Below are 14,566 nucleotides of genomic sequence, written 5' to 3'. Positions count from 1 at the left end.
CTGGTTAGCATTGGTAAAGTTGAGCAAAAACCATGACCGTTACCAAAATTATTGGGTTTAAAGCCCCGTCCTTATAGGACGGCTTTTCTTTTAGACTTCGTATTGAAAGTTTACACTAGATGTGCTATTCTAAAATTATAAGCAATAGACTTTTGTACCAGCTAGATACTATCTAAACATAAGTAGGCAACGTAAAAAATATGTAGAGCGTACATATTGCGTAATTGGGTCTAACGACTTAAATGTCTATGAAGAATTTAGATAAAAAAGTATCTAGTTAAATAGATAAACATAAAGGTACGGTGGGGCACACCGAAACCTAGGTCAAAGACCAAATACGCTTGTGGAGAGGAGACCTCTATTTTTCCTGGCTCCGGCCTGGTTAAACAAGTCACCCCGTGGAAGCAAGAATCCCCGTCCTTCCAGGGCGGTGAGTGTCAATATACCCATCAAAGCTATCCAACTCACACCCGGTAGTGTCATTACTATAGATAACCTTAAATGGCAAGACTTTGAAACAATTCTTGAGGAAATTGGGGAAAAGCGACAAGTGCGGCTGACCTACTATCAAGGAAATTTAGAAATCATGTCCCCCCTTGCCATTCACGAAAGACCCCAATCGATTACCCACTATTGCCAATTATTTCTCAGGCACACAGGTTCCCACTAAACAAGCTCGATCCAAATTAACACCACTCAAAGAAGCCCCATCCATCTCAGCACAAAGCAAATTCGCCCCACTGAGATTACTACCAGATAGATTAGCTCCACGGAGATCGGCCTCTTCCAGATTTGCTTCACTTAAGGTTGCCCCTTGTAAATCTGCCTGAGACAAATCGGCTCCCTTCAAATTGGCACTATTAAGATTAGCTCCTCGCAAATCTGCCCCTCGCAAATCTACCCCTTGCAAATTCACCCCCATCAAATTGGCACCACTTAAAAAAGCACCGGTAAAGGAAGCCTGACTCAACTTAGCCCCCATCAAATTAGCGCCTCGGAGATTACCACCCCGCAAGTCCGCACCACTCAAATCCGCCTGCATCAAATTAGCTCCTAGCAAATTCCCCCGCAAGTCAGCAGATTCGAGTTTGGCACCAATTAAGTTAGCACCATCGAGACGAGCACCATTCAAATTAGAGCCAGAGAAATTTACCCCCACAAGTGTTGCACCAGCAAGATTAATTTTTTCCAATTGGCTACCGGAAAGATCCTCATCTTCCAAATCTGCTCCTGGCAGTTGCTTTACTTTCCCCGCCCGAATTGCTTCAATTTCCATCAACCAGATAACCTTGGCCAAAAGGCCACGCTACGCGTTCAACTGTTCATCCTTCACCCTACCCTACACCGGACCCCTGGGCAAGAACAACCTTGGCCAAAAGGCCACGCTACGCGAACAACCCAATAACCTTCAACCCAATAACCTTCAACCCTCAACCTTGGCCAAAAGGCCACGCTACGCGAACAACCTTCAACCTTGGCCAAAAGGCCACGCTACGCGAACAACCTTCAACCTTCAACCTTCAACCATATAACCTTCAACCATATAACCTTCAACTTTTCTTCCTTCATCCTTCAACCGTTACTCTTTCCTCAGATAAGGAATCAAGCAACCACATTCCTGAAGCAATTTTAGGCTGATTAGCCTGCAAACTCATACCCTGCTGCATTCCCATCACTATCAGTCCCAGGGTTTCCACCAGTTTAGGGTCAAACGCTTCCCCTGACAATGCCTGACAGCTTCTTAGGGCAATAGACAGAGCATCCTCCTCAGATTCATGGGTATTGAGTTGCTGCTGAAAATAGGCCATCAGCCTCAAAATCCTCGATTCCAAGGGAATATTATCGTAAGCTAAGCCATCCGGTTGTCCTGAACCATCCCAGGATTCGGTTTGATGGGTAATAATGTTAGCGACAGCCTGTAATCGAGGCATAATCCGTAACACCGATCCCCTCGGAAGAGATTCCTGCTTCTCGATTACGTCTTTCTGAGCAGCTGACTTAGGGGGTAGTTCTATGTTAACCCCCTGCAAGGGGGATAGACGGTGCAAGAGTGCTGCCAGACTTAAACGTTTCAGTTGCCATGCTGGTAAATCCAGCAACTGCCCGATAGTCTCACACAAGGTTTTTACCTCAGCGCCAGCATTGGGATTGACAGCATCCGCTTGGTCAATTAGCTGGGCCATACGCAAGAAAGCCTGCATTTCATTAGAAACCAGGTTATCGTCTAACACCTGAACATGGCTAGGGGAGGTATGGGAAGGTAACTCTTGTTGACCCTTCTGAAGATAGTTCACGACCCGATTCACCACTGCCCCAATATAGTCTCGTGGCTTGGTGCTTTCGATAATCTGTTGAAGTTGTGCAGTTAAGCTGGCTTGCAAGTCTGGCTTATATTTACCAATGTGAGCGATCGCAAACTCCACTGTCTCCCTGACCAAGTCTGGCTCAAATGTCCAGAATCCGTAGAATTTGCGCTCTCGGTCTTGCTCTGGCAGTCCTTGAGTGCCATAATCCGACTCAGATAATTCTTGACATAACACCATTGCTGTGTATGTCTCGGAAATAATAATCAAGTGCCACTCTTGAGCTACAGGATCGGAGGAATCTAAACTAACTAGGGCAACATTCGACCGCTGGCTGGTGGGATGTTCAGCAAAGCCAGTATCTGGTGCTGCTAGGATTACCACCTGAGATGATTTTACCGCTATATCGCCGTAGCGTTCAGCTTCCTCAAGATACCATTGGCCCCGCTGGAAGGCCGTAATCATTAGTGGAGCACTGTCGGACTCTAGGATAAAGTCTTCTAGGGCATGGCACAGCGATACTAAGGTATTTTTGTAATAAACTCCAAAGCTTAAAGGTTTTTTGGTGCCGCGATGGGCTTGTTCTAGTTTTTGTAATATCGAACCTGAGCGCATGGTTACTAAAAAATTGTTAATTAAATTTTGTTAATTAAATTTTGCCATTTCACCTTTCTATTTACTTAAACTGACCAGTTGTTTTTCTTGGCGTTTATTTGCTACTATTGGGGCAGTGAGGGCTGCTTCTAATGGAGCGACTCCTAGTCTTTCTTCAAGGATTTTCATCACTTCACGGCCAAAATCATTGGAATTTTGCCGCCAAGCTTCCAGACAAACTTCACCAAAGAAAGACCCTAGGGGTTCGGGATTCCATAGGAGTTTCTTAGCTGTCCAGGGCATCAGACTCATGGGATCATAGTCCCGATTGAGCATAGTTTTGTCAAAGGCGTACTGTTCTAAATGGGTATGGGGTTGTAGACCAATGAAGAAAATGGCTGGTTCGACTTTATCCCTACCAAATATTTGCTCTAGTTCCCGGTGATAGGCAATAGTCTGGCGAATGGTGTCAAAGGTTTCATCGATTACATTGAAAGAATAGTTGACGGAAACTAGGTCATTGAAGCCCGCTGCTTTTAAATCACGACAGTTTTGCAGTACGGTGCGTAGGTTATAGCCCATGCGCATTTTCCGCACCAGTTCCTGAGAACCACTGGTAATCCCGATTTCAAAGTAATTCATCCCGGTTTTTACCATCAGGTCGCATAATTCTGGGGTGAGATTGTCTGCCCGAATGTATGCTGCCCAGTTAATGTCGCTCATTCCAGCATCAAGGATTTTCTGCAACAGTTCAACGGCATCACCAATGAATTTTTTGGCAGGAATGAACTGGGCATCAGTGAACCAGAACTTGCGGATGCCTCGGTCATAGAGTTGGCGCATTTCTGCGACCACTTCATCTGCCGGGTTAATCCTTACCTGTTTGCCTTCTACAACGGTATAGATACAGTAGCAGCAGTTATGGGGACACCCACGCTTGGTTTGAACTCCAATGTAAAAGTCGTTCTGTTGGAAGTAATAATCAAAGCTGGGCCAGATGCTTTGAATATAGTCGTAGTTGCAAGCAATTTTTTCAATGGGAGTGGGAGACTCATGGATCATGCGATCGCGTGGTTTAGCTTCCCCTACCACATAACAGCGCTGATCATCGAAGTTCTGACCCAGGAGAATTTTCGTGAGTAAGGTTTCCCCTTCTCCAACGGAAACGATGGTTCCAGTTGGCAGTTTATTTTCCAACTGCTCATAGAATACACTAACTGCTCCACCCCCCACAATCAAGCGAGCGTCTGGGTTATATCGTTTAGCCCGTTTGAGTCCTTGTTTGATTAACCCCAAGTTCCCCCACAGTTCGCCATAGTAAGACGCCGCTAAACGCAGACCCCCCAACGCTCCCCGTAATTTCACCAAGGGATTGCGAGCATAGTAAAACTCAAAGGCATTTTGGAGCGGGTTACCACCCCTACCACCCACTGGAGCATAAATTTGAATGTCGCGCCAGGAAAATACCAACAGGGTTGGTTTAAATTGGTCTATCTCAGTATCCAAGGCGCTGGCAAAGTCTAGAGGAGGTACAGTTCCCAAGTCAAAAATGCGCTGTTCTACACCCGGGAACTGTTTATGAACATGGTCAGCTAAATAAACCACCCCGATCGGAAAGATTGGATTACACGGAAGGCGAACATATAGTATTTTCTGTTCCATTGGTAACTGTTTATAGTAATGTTTTTTTGTTATTATAAGTTTTTTTTATCAGTAAGGTTAGTTTGGGTTATTCTTGACCAATTCCGATCGCCTTTGGCGCGGGCAAAGCCCATCGCGTAGCGTGGCCGTTCGCGTAGCGTGGCCGTTCGCGTAGCGTGGCCGAAAGGCCAAAAGGCCAATTAAGCTCAAGATTTCAAGCCAGATCTATACCCAGAGTTATAGACAGATTTATCTACCGCCATTTTCTCTACTTTGAGACTACGGCGGGCAGAAGCTACCAAGGGTGGGCAACAATTATGAAATTGGTTTTTACATATCTTAACTTTACCAAAATTAGGGATTTACCTCAACCTTATGGTAGTTTTGTCTATAGGGATCAAAAATCAGCATCAAGTCATCTAATAGAGTAAAGTACTATAATAGGCTTTATAGAATGAGCATTAGACCTGATTTATACTGAATATCGCTAAAAAAAGCAAATAATCCTAAATAATACCAATAATTAGCATACTGACGCGGTTTTGTCGGTGATAGGCTGAGGTAGACTTCAATAATTAGTAGCCATGTTTACAGCTCGCCGGGATCATAAATGCTACCTTGGTGTTTGTAATAAATTAACCTTTAGAGAATTAATAGATATGACACAAATTTTTGATCCTATTCCTTCAGATAGCCAAGATTCCGTTCTGTGCTGCTATGTGAACGCCACTAGCCAGATCCAGATTGCTAGAATAACGAATATACCTAACTGGTACTTTGAAAGAGTTGTTTTCCCAGGGCAGCGCTTAGTTTTTGAAGCACCGCCACAGGCTCTTCTAGAAATACATACAGGGATGATGGCAAGTGCCATTCTCTCAGATACTATCCCTTGTGACCGCTTATTGGTTAGCCAAAGTGGTAATGCTTATGGCTATCCTGTTTCCGCCGAATCAGCCCAACCTGCCGATATCAAGCCACATCCAGAAACAGTTGATAGTCAAAGAGTGTTCACTGAAAAATTGCCTACCCTGGTTAGCGCGGTCTAGTTACTATCTCTATACGTTGGGGTTGCTTACAACAGGAGCAACCCCTTTTTCATTGGTTGAAGGTTGTTTGGTTGAAGGTTGTTTGGTTGAAGGTTGAAGGTTGTTTGGTTGAAGGTTGAAGGTTGTTTGGTTGAAGGTTGAAGGTTGAAGGTTGTTCTTGCCCAGGCGTCCCTTGTCAGGTAGGTTGAGAGTTCAAGCTAAATAGGCTATAGTGCTAGACTTGTAACTTGTCACTTGGTCTGTAACCATAGCAAGGGTAATTCAAAAGTGAACAAGAACAGATCTTGAGATTCTGTTCCATCACCCCATCACCCCATCACCCCATCACTCCATCACCCTGTGAATCTGCCTTCTTTTCTCTGGCTCTGGAAAATTGCTGCTTGGTCTATGGGTTTATCCCTCTTTGCCTATGTACTCCTGGCAATCACCGGCAGCATTGTGTTTTCTCAACGTCACTCTGGACGTCCACGACCGACTTGGTTACGCCCTCTGCACTACATCATTGGTTGGATCATGGTCGCTCTAGTCTTGGTTCTGCTGGGGATTGGTTTAGTAGGTACCATCGGCCATTACGGTCATCTAGGCCATTCAGCCCACTTAATAGCTGGATGGTCTGTGGTAGCACTGGTATTACTCTCAGCCTTTAGTGCTACCCAAATTAGCCCTCAAGAACCCTTAGCAAGGGCTGTTCACGTTGCTACTAACATTGCTTTGCTAGTGGGATTTACCTGGGTTTCCCTTACTGGTTGGGAAGTTGTGCAGAAATATATTAGGCATTAGTCATTTGTTAATTGTTAGTTTCGATTTTAAATTTATCGAAAGTTTAAAGTTTAAACTTTTAACTTTAAACTTTAAAGTTATCTGTCAGGGATGGATAGCTTTACTTTGCCGATGGACGATTTTGAGAGCGATAAAAAGGCTTTTTGACCACAACGGCGGGATAGGATTTACCCCGGATTTCTACTTCCAGCTGCTGTCCAACTTTGCCCAACTTTCTGGGAACATAGGCTAGTGCGATCGCATTTCCTAAGGTTGGTGCTAATGTACCACTAGTAACAACTCCTACCACCTCACCATCAGCTAGGACTGGGTAACCATGGCGAGCAATCTGCCTTCCTTGCATCTGGATCCCAACTAGCTTGCGCTCGATCCCCGTTGCTTTTTGTTGCTCTAGCACCGAGCGTCCGATGAAGTCTCCTTTGCTATCAAGATGCACTAGCCAACCTAACCCAGCTTCTAAGGGTGTCGTGGTATCATCAATATCTTGTCCGTAGAGTGCCATAGCCGCTTCTAGGCGCAAGGTATCTCTGGCACCTAAACCACAGGGAGTGACACCAGACTCTAAAAGTTTGTGCCACAGCTCTATGCCGACATCTGGGTCTAGCATCAGCTCAAATCCGTCTTCCCCTGTGTAACCGGTTCTAGCAATAAATGCCGGTTTCCCCAACACCGTTGCCTCTAGATGTCCAAATGCTTTGACTGGTGCTAAGGCTTCTTTGACAAATGGCTGAAGATGTGATATTGCCAATGGTCCCTGTACTGCAATCAAGACTTTTGATGTTGAGAGGTCTTGTAAGGTAACTGAGTCAGCATCCAGGTGAGCTAACAACCAGTCTTTGTCTTTGGTGCAGGTTGCTCCATTAACAATCATCATCCCCCGCTGCTCCCCAGACTCCTCCTCACCTTGGTAGTAGAAGATAATGTCATCAATGATTCCACCATTCGGATTTAACAACACCGTGTATTGAGCTTGACCCGGTTGCAAGCGGGTTAAATCCGAAGGCACTAGAGACTGCAATTGCTCCCGTAGTTGCTTACCATTAAAAGCAAACTTACCCATATGGGAGATGTCGAAAATTCCGACAGCAGTTCGTACTGCAGCATGTTCTTTTTTCAATCCGCTAAATTGTACTGGCATTTCCCAACCGGCAAAAGCTGTCAAGCGGGCATTTTGTGCTACCACCTGGTCAAAGAGGGGAGTGCGAGCCAGTTTAGGGGTTTCGGATTGGGACTCTGGAGATCCTGGGGAATTGGCCACGGGTTTTAATAATGGTGTTCAGTTATCAGGTTAGTGTACCATCTATCTGCTATTATCAGATGCGTTCCCGTAGCGTGTGCGTAGCACAATGTGGAATGGGCATCTTGCCCGTTTAGCACAATGTAGAATGGGCATCTTGGCCGTGTAGCACAATGTGGAATGGGCATCTTGCCCGTTACAATTTCGCGTTTTTTTAACAACAGTTGCTAAACAGTTAGTAAATACGCCCCTTTTAAATTTATCACTGTTAAGGTACTATATTATCTTGGTAAAGACTATCCCACTAATATGAACAAGAAAGTAATTTGGTATATCAAATCTCAAGTTGGAGTTCTGCTTTTTCCCTTAGGCTTATGCTTATTTGGAGAAGCCGTTTCTAAAAGAATTGAAGGAGAGCCTTGGTTTTGGTTAGGAACCTTAAGCTTAGTGGTGATTAATGCCGGGATTGGTTTGATGATTGAAAGCGGATTGATATCCGGTTTTCCCAGAGATAAGGTGGCCAAAGACGACTCAAACTAGTCAGTTATCAAGACTGAATTAAGTTTTTATGTAAGCATATGCGCTACTTGAGGTGCGGTCAGCGGTCAGCGGTCAGCGGTCAGTGGTCAGTGGTCAGCTTAAAATCAACCTTTTTCCTCAGATTAAACTAATCCTTACCTGTTTTATTCAAAAGACTTTCGTGACTATTAAACTAATCCTTACCTGTTTTATTCAAAAGCTGATAACTGATAGCTCATAGCTGATAGCTCATAGCTGATAGCTCATAGCTGATAGCTTACAGTAGTTTACCAAGGTAACTCGCTTCCATCCCAGGAGAAAAACTGTCCACTATCCCCTTTATCCAGCTTTTCGATCACCGCCAGTAGTTGAGTAACAGTACGCTCTACTGGGAATAACTTATCAGCAGGTACATTTTTTTGAAAGGGTTTAGAAAGGCGCGTATTGGTTGTACCAGGATGCAAGGTAACAACGATAGTTTGAGGACTTTTTCTACTGTATTCAATTGCCACTGTTCGCATAAACATATTTAAGGCTGCTTTCGATGCTCGATAGCCATACCATCCTCCCAGTTGGTTATCACCAATACTGCCAATTTTGGCAGAAATGCTAGCAAAAATACTGCGATCGCTATGACGGAATAATGGTAATAAATGTTTAGCCAGCAGCACTGCTCCAATACTGTTCACCTGGAAGTAACGGATCAAGTGTTCTGAATTAATCTGTTTCAGGCTTTTTTCTGGTTGTAAGCTGCCGTCATGAAGCAATCCAACACAATTAATCACTAAGTGGAGTTTGTCTATCTCTACACTGATTTGTTTGACAGCTTCAGATACTTGCAACTCGTCGGTAATATCCATCGATAGACAAACTAATCGATTAGGATAGTTGTTTTCAAGCCCAATTAATTCCGAACTAGAATCACGGTTACGATAACTGCCATAAATCTTGGTAAACGTTTCATCTTGCAGCAATTGTTTGACAAAAGCCAGACCAATACCTCCGCTGGAACCGATAATTAAGGCATTAGCGTTGTTAATTCCATCTATAGACATTTATTAGGGCTCCGCGCAGGGAGTAGACAGTAGGGAGTAGGAGAAGTTTGGGAAGTTTAGGGACATAGGAGAGATTTTTATTAAGGGTAATTATCCGGAGATAATTTTAAGGTTTATCTTAACAAACAACATTAGCTCAAAATTTGTGATAAATCTAGCACGAATCCAGACAACACATCCTCTCCTGACAAGCTGCTCGGGGATTCCAAAACCTCCCTATCCTGCCCAGGGCGATAAATTGCTACCTGTTGATTTTGAGGGTCAATTAACCAACCTAGACGTACACCACAGTCCATGTACTCTTGCATCTTTTCCCGCAACGTCTTCAGGTTGTCATTAACAGAGCGGAGTTCCGCCACAAAATCAGGAGCCATTGGTAATAATTTATCAGGATCCCGATTAAGTGCTTCTAATCTTTCTACCCTTACCCAGGAGGCATCAGGAGAACGATTGGCACCATTAGAAAGCGTAAAGCCCGTTGAAGAATCAAACACTAATCCGGTTCCATCACTATCAGCCCAATTACCCAAACGTTGCGTCAGTCGGCTATTCCGGTTTCCGCTTTTCCATCCCGTTGGTGCCATGATAATTAGTTCTCCCTTGCTGGTACTCTCAAGACGTAAATCTTTATTGTCCTGACAGAGTTGGAAGAACTGTTCATCTGTTAGTTTAATCGTGGGAGCTAAGTTGAGAATAAGAGCAGTCATAATTGATAATTATAGCAATTTCGGGGAGATAGGGAATCGGGAATCGGGAATCGGGAATCGGGAATCGGGAATCGGGAATCGGAACCCACCCCTAACCCCTCCCAGGAGGGGAACGGGAATCGGGAATCGGGAATCGGGAATCGGGAATCGGGAATCGGGAATCGGGAATCGTAGTAAAGAGCTGGGAGTATTTTTTGATATTATACTAAATTAGCGTAAGCTATCAGCTATCAGCTATCAGCTATCAGCTATCAGCTATCAGCTATCAGCTATCAGCCAAAGGCCAACGGCTGACCACTGACCACTGAACACTGACCGCTGAATGCTTACCTTAGGGTTTAAAAGTACCCACTGAAATATCAACACTAACTGGGTCTTCATTATCCACTAAACCATCGCCATTATCATCCCAAACAGAGGTCGCGAAAAAACCGCATATAATATCGATTTCCTGCTCAGAAACTCTCAAAAATAGAGACCCCTGTTTAGTCGCGCATTTAAATTCTGCTTTCTGGACTAGCTCTGGAGCCTTTGTTCGTAATTGAGGCAATACTTTCTGGCACTGTTGGTCAGAAGTAGAGCAAACTAATGGCTTCACAAACGTAGAATCATTGGCTACTAAGGGCAAAACCCCTAACCATGTACCAGTGCGACTGCCATTTCCTATAGGTTTATCCCAACAAAAAAAGCTGACTCGCTGGGGTTGTCCTTGATTCTGAAAAACCTTTAAACTTAAATGTTTGCTATCACTACACTCCCTTTCCCATTCAGCTATTTGTTCAGGAAAACTATCGCCAAGGTCAGCTAAAACTTCCTGACATTGGCGTTCGCTACAATCCCCTGCTACGTTCCGAGGCTGGGTTTTATCTGCTGGGCTTTCACTAGCACAACCAAGCACAAGCAGAGCAACCATAACACTAGGAATTGCTAATCCTTTTAATCTCATGTCACAATTGCGAATAGTTATTATAGAGTTTCCTATAAATTTTATTCCCTGCTCCCTACTCCCTACTCCCTACTCCCTGTTCCCTGTTCCCTGTTCCCTGTTTCCTGTTCCCAGATCCGATGTTCCCTTTGCTATATAGCAATTTCAATTTAAATTTGCCATCCTCAATCTACAGAGCAAATCATTCAAAGCATCCTTAGCTGATGGTGCTTTTGGTAACCAACTAGACTCAGAAGCTTCCTCTAATTGACTCTGTAGACGACTATATTCTCCCTCATGAAATTCAATATTTGTATCTTCCAATACAGACTTTTCTGCTCCTGCTAGCTTTCGAGCAATTAAATCTGGAATATAAGGTAACTGGAACACCTGATTGAGCTTAACCAAGTTAGCTTCTATTTCGCCAGTTTTCATTAAATGGATACCAGTCAACAGCGCCCGATAGACATAAAGCAAAGGTTTGACCCGACATGGACTCATCTTTTGAAACAGTTTCCATTGAGTTCGGGAAAATCCTAGATAGTGATGGGCATGGTAGCAAGTAATGCATTGTTTTGCGATCGCTTTTAATTCCTCATGCTCCGGTGTAGTATGAATCACTAGGGGTGAGTACAGCTGCTCTAAGACATAACCATTCTTTTTCAGCAGCATCTCAAAGAACTTTTTGATATCGTGAGTGACTAGATCCAGTTCTATGGAATCCCGAATTTCCGAAACTTCAATCGTTTCCGGTCCCGGCTCTAGTCCTATAACTTTCTGTACTGGCAGAATGTGACTACCACGCAAATCATAATCAGAATCTGGTGAAGGGAAACCATACAAATGCGCTCCACTGAGGGTAGCGAATAACAGTGGATGGGGTTGAGTATAAATTACAGATAGTAGTTTTTGGTTTAAATTCATATATAACTAAACCATACTTTGACGTGCTTTAATCAAAAACCCATTAGCTGCTTCATAATCCGGACGTTCTGGCAAATTGGTGTTAGCAAAAGCAGCATCAAACTCTTGATGTAAACTCAATCGCCAAGCCGTAACCTCCTCCCATGGCATTTCATCCCGACGGATGGCTAGGAGTTGTTGCCGATACTCCTCAACTTTCACTGGTACAAACCCCTCTTTCAAGACTGTGATCCCTGAGAGCAATAAACGGATTAAGTGCATAGCATGTTTTAATCGAACTGCTCCTTTAGTCCGAAAATCTTGCTCCATTTTTTTAAATTGGGACATCACATACCCATTATAGGTTTGGTAAACCAACTTAGACAGAAAAATATCTCGAATAGCTAGCAATTCCTCTGCTATAGGAGTGGCTGTTTCCACTAGTGGTGTGTAGAGACATTCCAACACATTTGGATTAGCCTTCAGTGCCAAAATGATAAACTTTTGAAGCTCCCAGTAGCACTCCTGAGTCTCGTGCTTTTCTAACTGTTCCGGAATCCCATACAGTGACCAGTGAACCACAGCTGGTGGCAGGTAAATACCCCGTCTGTCTATATCAGAGTTTTCATCATCGAGACCAAATGCTCTCGACCCTACTACACAGCGGTAGATAACATGATCATATAAATTTAACTCTGTGAGTAAGTCTTCCGAGAGCTGTAACCCTTCTTTTTGGAAGTGTTTACGAATACTAAATTCATGGCGACGTAGGGTAACTTCCCTATCATCAGGCAAACGCACCCGATAGGCATGGGAATCATCTGTTGGTGCCTTGACTATTACACCGACTGCTCCTTGTACACATAATGTTTCACCCGCAGAGTTTTTAGCAGCCACACGAGTTACCACTTGGGTACCGACTGGCAAGATTAAGTGAGGATTCATTTGTTATAAGTTTTTTGTATAAACCCTAATATTAAAATATTATAGCATTCTTAAGTAAGATGTAAAACTAGGCTTGATTGTAAATACGATTCAGTATTTTATCCAATAAATCTGGATCTTTATAAGGATTATTTTTTTTTGACTCTTCCCAACTCATCCTGGCTTCAGAAAGTAATTTATAATAGCTAGTTGGGGATTTAAAAACTACATTATATTCTTCAATTAAATAACCCTCTAATTGCTCAAAGTTACATCTATATCGTTTTTTTATCCAAGTGATAACTTCTTTTTTTTCTTGTTTATTTAAATAGCCTTTACCCCCTTTGTAAGATAATTTTAATCCTTCTACACCCGCTGAATTAAATTTTTTTTTCCACTTACTAATGAAGCTCTTTGATACATTTAATGATTCGGATATTGCTTGATATTTCCAGCCTTGTATGGCAAATTTTACAGCTAGCGCTCTTTTTAATTCTCTTGAATCTGGATTACTATTAATCCACTTATCCAACTTTCGGTTTTCTTGATTTGACATAGAGTTTTTATCCCATATTTTTTAAATTATTAATTTTTTTAAGTAAACTTATAGCAATTATCATAGCTATGAGGTACAAAATTTCGGGATTTTAGGGAACAGGGAACAGGGAACAGGGAACAGGGAACAGGGAACAGGGAACAGGGAACAGGGAACAGGGAACAGGGAACAGGGAACAGGGAACAGGGAACAGGGAACAGGGAACAGGGAAGAGAGAACAGGGAATAGGGAATAGGAATGCGCTGCATCAAAACAGGGAATCAACGTCAAAAAAGACTGTACCTCATAACTGCAATCAACGCTATATAGTCATAACTTTATTCGTTGAATTATAAATTAAAAACCTGAACAAATTTAAATTTATTTTCTACCAATACCTACTCCATAAAACCAATTAATAAAGTCCATCAAACAAGTATTGCTATATAATAATGGTGATGCCTATCATTATTTTTGTTTAGCGTAAATATTTTTTAGGTGCTTCTTAACCGTATTGATGCTGATAAATAGCTGCTGGGCAATTTCTCGGTAAGTAAAGTTGGCTTTTTTAAGTGACCATATTTGCTCTTCCCGGGGCGTTAAGCCATATTTTAGAGCATCAGTGCTAGCGGAAATTTGATAAGATTGATTTTGATCTTCTAGGGTTACTAAGAGGTAAGGTTCTGGAGATAACTCTAACGTTAACCATCTAACCCTAACCCGAAAGTTAACTGACTTATCCACTTGAATTTCAGCTTCGATAATTAGTTTGCGATCGCAAAACCACTCACGACTATCAATTAATGATTCGCAAACTCGCCAAATTGGGTCAGGGATAGAATTTATCTGTGACCTACCTTGAGTGATTTTAGAACACATTCGACGTCCACACTCATTGGCATGAAACCAATCTTGGTTAGTAGTTAGAATCAGCACCCCATCCACAAACCCCTCAAGGATTGCTTGGATCAGTAATGGGGGTTCTGACCTTGTTTGTGCCATGACTACTTAAACCTGAATTACACATTATCCAGAATTCCGGATTTGCCCAGGCTGTGCTAGACACAGTTTTGGATCAGGTTTGGATCACCTCGTGATCACAACAGATGATCCAAAATTGGCACTTGACAATTTGTATAATAAAGTATAATAATTTTGAGCTCTCAGCTGGCTCTAATTTGAATTATTAAAACATCAAGTAGCAAAGCATTGTGAACAGGATTGTGAAGAGGTTTCCTGAGGTGCGACCAGTGGCGAATTTAATTCTTAATGGGTCTTGCGCACCTAAGTGTTGGTGGGATATTGTGACTGACTTTGGCAGTATGTCTACTGACAGAGGCTCCGATTGCACAAGCGCGGAAGCTGGAGGCCGTAGGCCACGCGGAAGCGAACGCTTC

19 protein-coding genes are annotated in these 14,566 nt (G+C 43.0%); 6 read left to right on the top strand and 13 right to left on the bottom strand.

Annotated features, from left to right (window positions below; all coding sequences use genetic code 11):
- Positions 1–430: 430 nt before the first annotated feature.
- Positions 431–670, top strand: a complete 240-nt coding sequence (locus LYNGBM3L_RS36085; RefSeq protein ID WP_202799165.1) for a hypothetical protein — start codon at positions 431–433, stop codon at positions 668–670.
- Here LYNGBM3L_RS36085 and LYNGBM3L_RS07680 read toward each other — a convergent pair.
- A complete protein-coding gene (locus tag LYNGBM3L_RS07680) occupies positions 641–1,276 on the bottom strand; it encodes a pentapeptide repeat-containing protein (RefSeq protein ID WP_008181057.1) in 636 nt (211 codons plus the stop codon). The two genes, LYNGBM3L_RS36085 and LYNGBM3L_RS07680, sit on opposite strands and share 30 nt — an antisense overlap.
- A gap of 13 nt (positions 1,277–1,289) precedes the next feature.
- Between LYNGBM3L_RS07680 and LYNGBM3L_RS40025 the strand changes: the two genes are divergently transcribed.
- Positions 1,290–1,532 (top strand): hypothetical protein, encoded by a 243-nt coding sequence (locus tag LYNGBM3L_RS40025; protein ID WP_131826956.1) that lies wholly within the window; start codon positions 1,290–1,292, stop codon positions 1,530–1,532.
- A 33-nt stretch (positions 1,533–1,565) separates the two neighbouring features.
- Here the strand turns inward: LYNGBM3L_RS40025 and LYNGBM3L_RS07675 are convergent, their stop codons facing one another.
- The 3 genes from LYNGBM3L_RS07675 to LYNGBM3L_RS43010 are packed head-to-tail and all read right to left on the bottom strand — an operon-like array spanning position 1,566 to position 4,738.
- Positions 1,566–2,918 (bottom strand): DICT sensory domain-containing protein, encoded by a 1,353-nt coding sequence (locus tag LYNGBM3L_RS07675; RefSeq protein WP_008181053.1) that lies wholly within the window; start codon positions 2,916–2,918, stop codon positions 1,566–1,568.
- Between the two features lie 57 nt (positions 2,919–2,975).
- Positions 2,976–4,559 (bottom strand): photosystem II high light acclimation radical SAM protein, encoded by a 1,584-nt coding sequence (locus LYNGBM3L_RS07670; RefSeq protein ID WP_008181051.1) that lies wholly within the window; start codon positions 4,557–4,559, stop codon positions 2,976–2,978.
- 32 nt (positions 4,560–4,591) lie between these two features.
- On the bottom strand, positions 4,592–4,738 hold the full coding sequence (locus tag LYNGBM3L_RS43010) for a hypothetical protein (protein ID WP_154659707.1): 147 nt from the start codon (positions 4,736–4,738) through the stop codon (positions 4,592–4,594).
- Between the two features lie 459 nt (positions 4,739–5,197).
- Here LYNGBM3L_RS43010 and LYNGBM3L_RS07665 point away from each other — a divergent pair, with 459 nt between their 5' ends.
- Both LYNGBM3L_RS07665 and LYNGBM3L_RS07660 read left to right on the top strand, forming a co-directional pair.
- Positions 5,198–5,584, top strand: a complete 387-nt coding sequence (locus LYNGBM3L_RS07665) for a DUF1830 domain-containing protein (RefSeq protein WP_044492458.1) — start codon at positions 5,198–5,200, stop codon at positions 5,582–5,584.
- Positions 5,585–5,923: 339 nt separating this feature from the next.
- Positions 5,924–6,364, top strand: a complete 441-nt coding sequence (locus LYNGBM3L_RS07660; protein ID WP_008181048.1) for a DUF4079 domain-containing protein — start codon at positions 5,924–5,926, stop codon at positions 6,362–6,364.
- Between the two features lie 100 nt (positions 6,365–6,464).
- Here LYNGBM3L_RS07660 and gcvT read toward each other — a convergent pair whose 3' ends face one another.
- Positions 6,465–7,622 carry a glycine cleavage system aminomethyltransferase GcvT gene (gene gcvT / locus LYNGBM3L_RS07655; protein ID WP_008181046.1) on the bottom strand — a complete coding sequence of 386 codons (1,158 nt, stop codon included), beginning with the start codon at positions 7,620–7,622 and terminating at the stop codon, positions 6,465–6,467.
- Between the two features lie 288 nt (positions 7,623–7,910).
- Between gcvT and LYNGBM3L_RS07650 the strand changes: the two genes are divergently transcribed.
- On the top strand, positions 7,911–8,141 hold the full coding sequence (locus LYNGBM3L_RS07650) for a hypothetical protein (protein WP_008181043.1): 231 nt from the start codon (positions 7,911–7,913) through the stop codon (positions 8,139–8,141).
- 266 nt (positions 8,142–8,407) lie between these two features.
- Here the strand turns inward: LYNGBM3L_RS07650 and LYNGBM3L_RS07645 are convergent, their stop codons facing one another.
- The 3 genes from LYNGBM3L_RS07645 to LYNGBM3L_RS07635 all read right to left on the bottom strand — a co-directional run bounded on the left by LYNGBM3L_RS07645 (position 8,408) and on the right by LYNGBM3L_RS07635 (position 10,828).
- A complete protein-coding gene (locus tag LYNGBM3L_RS07645) occupies positions 8,408–9,175 on the bottom strand; it encodes an SDR family NAD(P)-dependent oxidoreductase (RefSeq protein WP_008181041.1) in 768 nt (255 codons plus the stop codon).
- Between the two features lie 131 nt (positions 9,176–9,306).
- Complete coding sequence (locus tag LYNGBM3L_RS07640) at positions 9,307–9,882, bottom strand: Uma2 family endonuclease (protein WP_008181039.1); 576 nt, start codon at positions 9,880–9,882, stop codon at positions 9,307–9,309.
- 331 nt (positions 9,883–10,213) lie between these two features.
- Positions 10,214–10,828, bottom strand: a complete 615-nt coding sequence (locus LYNGBM3L_RS07635; protein WP_008181038.1) for a hypothetical protein — start codon at positions 10,826–10,828, stop codon at positions 10,214–10,216.
- On the opposite strand from LYNGBM3L_RS07635, the gene LYNGBM3L_RS43005 reads away from it, so the two are divergent.
- Positions 10,827–10,967 (top strand): hypothetical protein, encoded by a 141-nt coding sequence (locus LYNGBM3L_RS43005; protein ID WP_154659706.1) that lies wholly within the window; start codon positions 10,827–10,829, stop codon positions 10,965–10,967. The two genes, LYNGBM3L_RS07635 and LYNGBM3L_RS43005, sit on opposite strands and share 2 nt — an antisense overlap.
- Positions 10,968–10,972: 5 nt before the next feature.
- On the opposite strand, the gene LYNGBM3L_RS07630 is transcribed toward LYNGBM3L_RS43005, so the two are convergent.
- From LYNGBM3L_RS07630 to LYNGBM3L_RS07615, 5 genes are all read right to left on the bottom strand, one after another.
- Positions 10,973–11,731 (bottom strand): nucleotidyltransferase domain-containing protein, encoded by a 759-nt coding sequence (locus tag LYNGBM3L_RS07630; RefSeq protein ID WP_008181036.1) that lies wholly within the window; start codon positions 11,729–11,731, stop codon positions 10,973–10,975.
- Positions 11,732–11,737: 6 nt separating this feature from the next.
- Positions 11,738–12,655 (bottom strand): nucleotidyltransferase domain-containing protein, encoded by a 918-nt coding sequence (locus LYNGBM3L_RS07625; protein ID WP_008181035.1) that lies wholly within the window; start codon positions 12,653–12,655, stop codon positions 11,738–11,740.
- A gap of 67 nt (positions 12,656–12,722) precedes the next feature.
- On the bottom strand, positions 12,723–13,190 hold the full coding sequence (locus tag LYNGBM3L_RS07620) for a helix-turn-helix domain-containing protein (RefSeq protein WP_008181033.1): 468 nt from the start codon (positions 13,188–13,190) through the stop codon (positions 12,723–12,725).
- Between the two features lie 38 nt (positions 13,191–13,228).
- On the bottom strand, positions 13,229–13,438 hold the full coding sequence (locus LYNGBM3L_RS45525) for a hypothetical protein (protein ID WP_131826954.1): 210 nt from the start codon (positions 13,436–13,438) through the stop codon (positions 13,229–13,231).
- 199 nt (positions 13,439–13,637) lie between these two features.
- Positions 13,638–14,171: a helix-turn-helix transcriptional regulator gene (locus LYNGBM3L_RS07615; RefSeq protein WP_008181031.1), complete on the bottom strand. Its 534-nt coding sequence runs from the start codon at positions 14,169–14,171 to the stop codon at positions 13,638–13,640.
- Positions 14,172–14,566: the final 395 nt, after the last annotated feature.

The organism is Moorena producens 3L, assembly GCF_000211815.1.
Classification (GTDB): domain Bacteria; phylum Cyanobacteriota; class Cyanobacteriia; order Cyanobacteriales; family Coleofasciculaceae; genus Moorena; species Moorena producens.
Note: the sequence above shows the minus strand (reverse complement) of the source record. Positions and strands in the feature narration are given on the sequence as shown.

Excerpts from the sequence above, each read along its gene's own strand:
- LYNGBM3L_RS07680 (WP_008181057.1), bottom strand. The coding sequence starts at position 1,276 with ATGGAAATTGAAGCAATTCGGGCGGGGAAAGTAAAGCAACTGCCAGGA.
- LYNGBM3L_RS07675 (WP_008181053.1), bottom strand. The coding sequence starts at position 2,918 with ATGCGCTCAGGTTCGATATTACAAAAACTAGAACAAGCCCATCGCGGC.
- LYNGBM3L_RS07670 (WP_008181051.1), bottom strand. The coding sequence starts at position 4,559 with ATGGAACAGAAAATACTATATGTTCGCCTTCCGTGTAATCCAATCTTT.
- LYNGBM3L_RS07665 (WP_044492458.1), top strand. The coding sequence starts at position 5,198 with ATGACACAAATTTTTGATCCTATTCCTTCAGATAGCCAAGATTCCGTT.
- LYNGBM3L_RS07650 (WP_008181043.1), top strand. The coding sequence starts at position 7,911 with ATGAACAAGAAAGTAATTTGGTATATCAAATCTCAAGTTGGAGTTCTG.
- LYNGBM3L_RS07645 (WP_008181041.1), bottom strand. The coding sequence starts at position 9,175 with ATGTCTATAGATGGAATTAACAACGCTAATGCCTTAATTATCGGTTCC.
- LYNGBM3L_RS07640 (WP_008181039.1), bottom strand. The coding sequence starts at position 9,882 with ATGACTGCTCTTATTCTCAACTTAGCTCCCACGATTAAACTAACAGAT.
- LYNGBM3L_RS43005 (WP_154659706.1), top strand. The coding sequence starts at position 10,827 with ATGTCACAATTGCGAATAGTTATTATAGAGTTTCCTATAAATTTTATT.
- LYNGBM3L_RS07635 (WP_008181038.1), bottom strand. The coding sequence starts at position 10,828 with ATGAGATTAAAAGGATTAGCAATTCCTAGTGTTATGGTTGCTCTGCTT.
- LYNGBM3L_RS07630 (WP_008181036.1), bottom strand. The coding sequence starts at position 11,731 with ATGAATTTAAACCAAAAACTACTATCTGTAATTTATACTCAACCCCAT.
- LYNGBM3L_RS07625 (WP_008181035.1), bottom strand. The coding sequence starts at position 12,655 with ATGAATCCTCACTTAATCTTGCCAGTCGGTACCCAAGTGGTAACTCGT.
- LYNGBM3L_RS07620 (WP_008181033.1), bottom strand. The coding sequence starts at position 13,190 with ATGTCAAATCAAGAAAACCGAAAGTTGGATAAGTGGATTAATAGTAAT.
- LYNGBM3L_RS45525 (WP_131826954.1), bottom strand. The coding sequence starts at position 13,438 with ATGCAGCGCATTCCTATTCCCTATTCCCTGTTCTCTCTTCCCTGTTCC.
- LYNGBM3L_RS07615 (WP_008181031.1), bottom strand. The coding sequence starts at position 14,171 with ATGGCACAAACAAGGTCAGAACCCCCATTACTGATCCAAGCAATCCTT.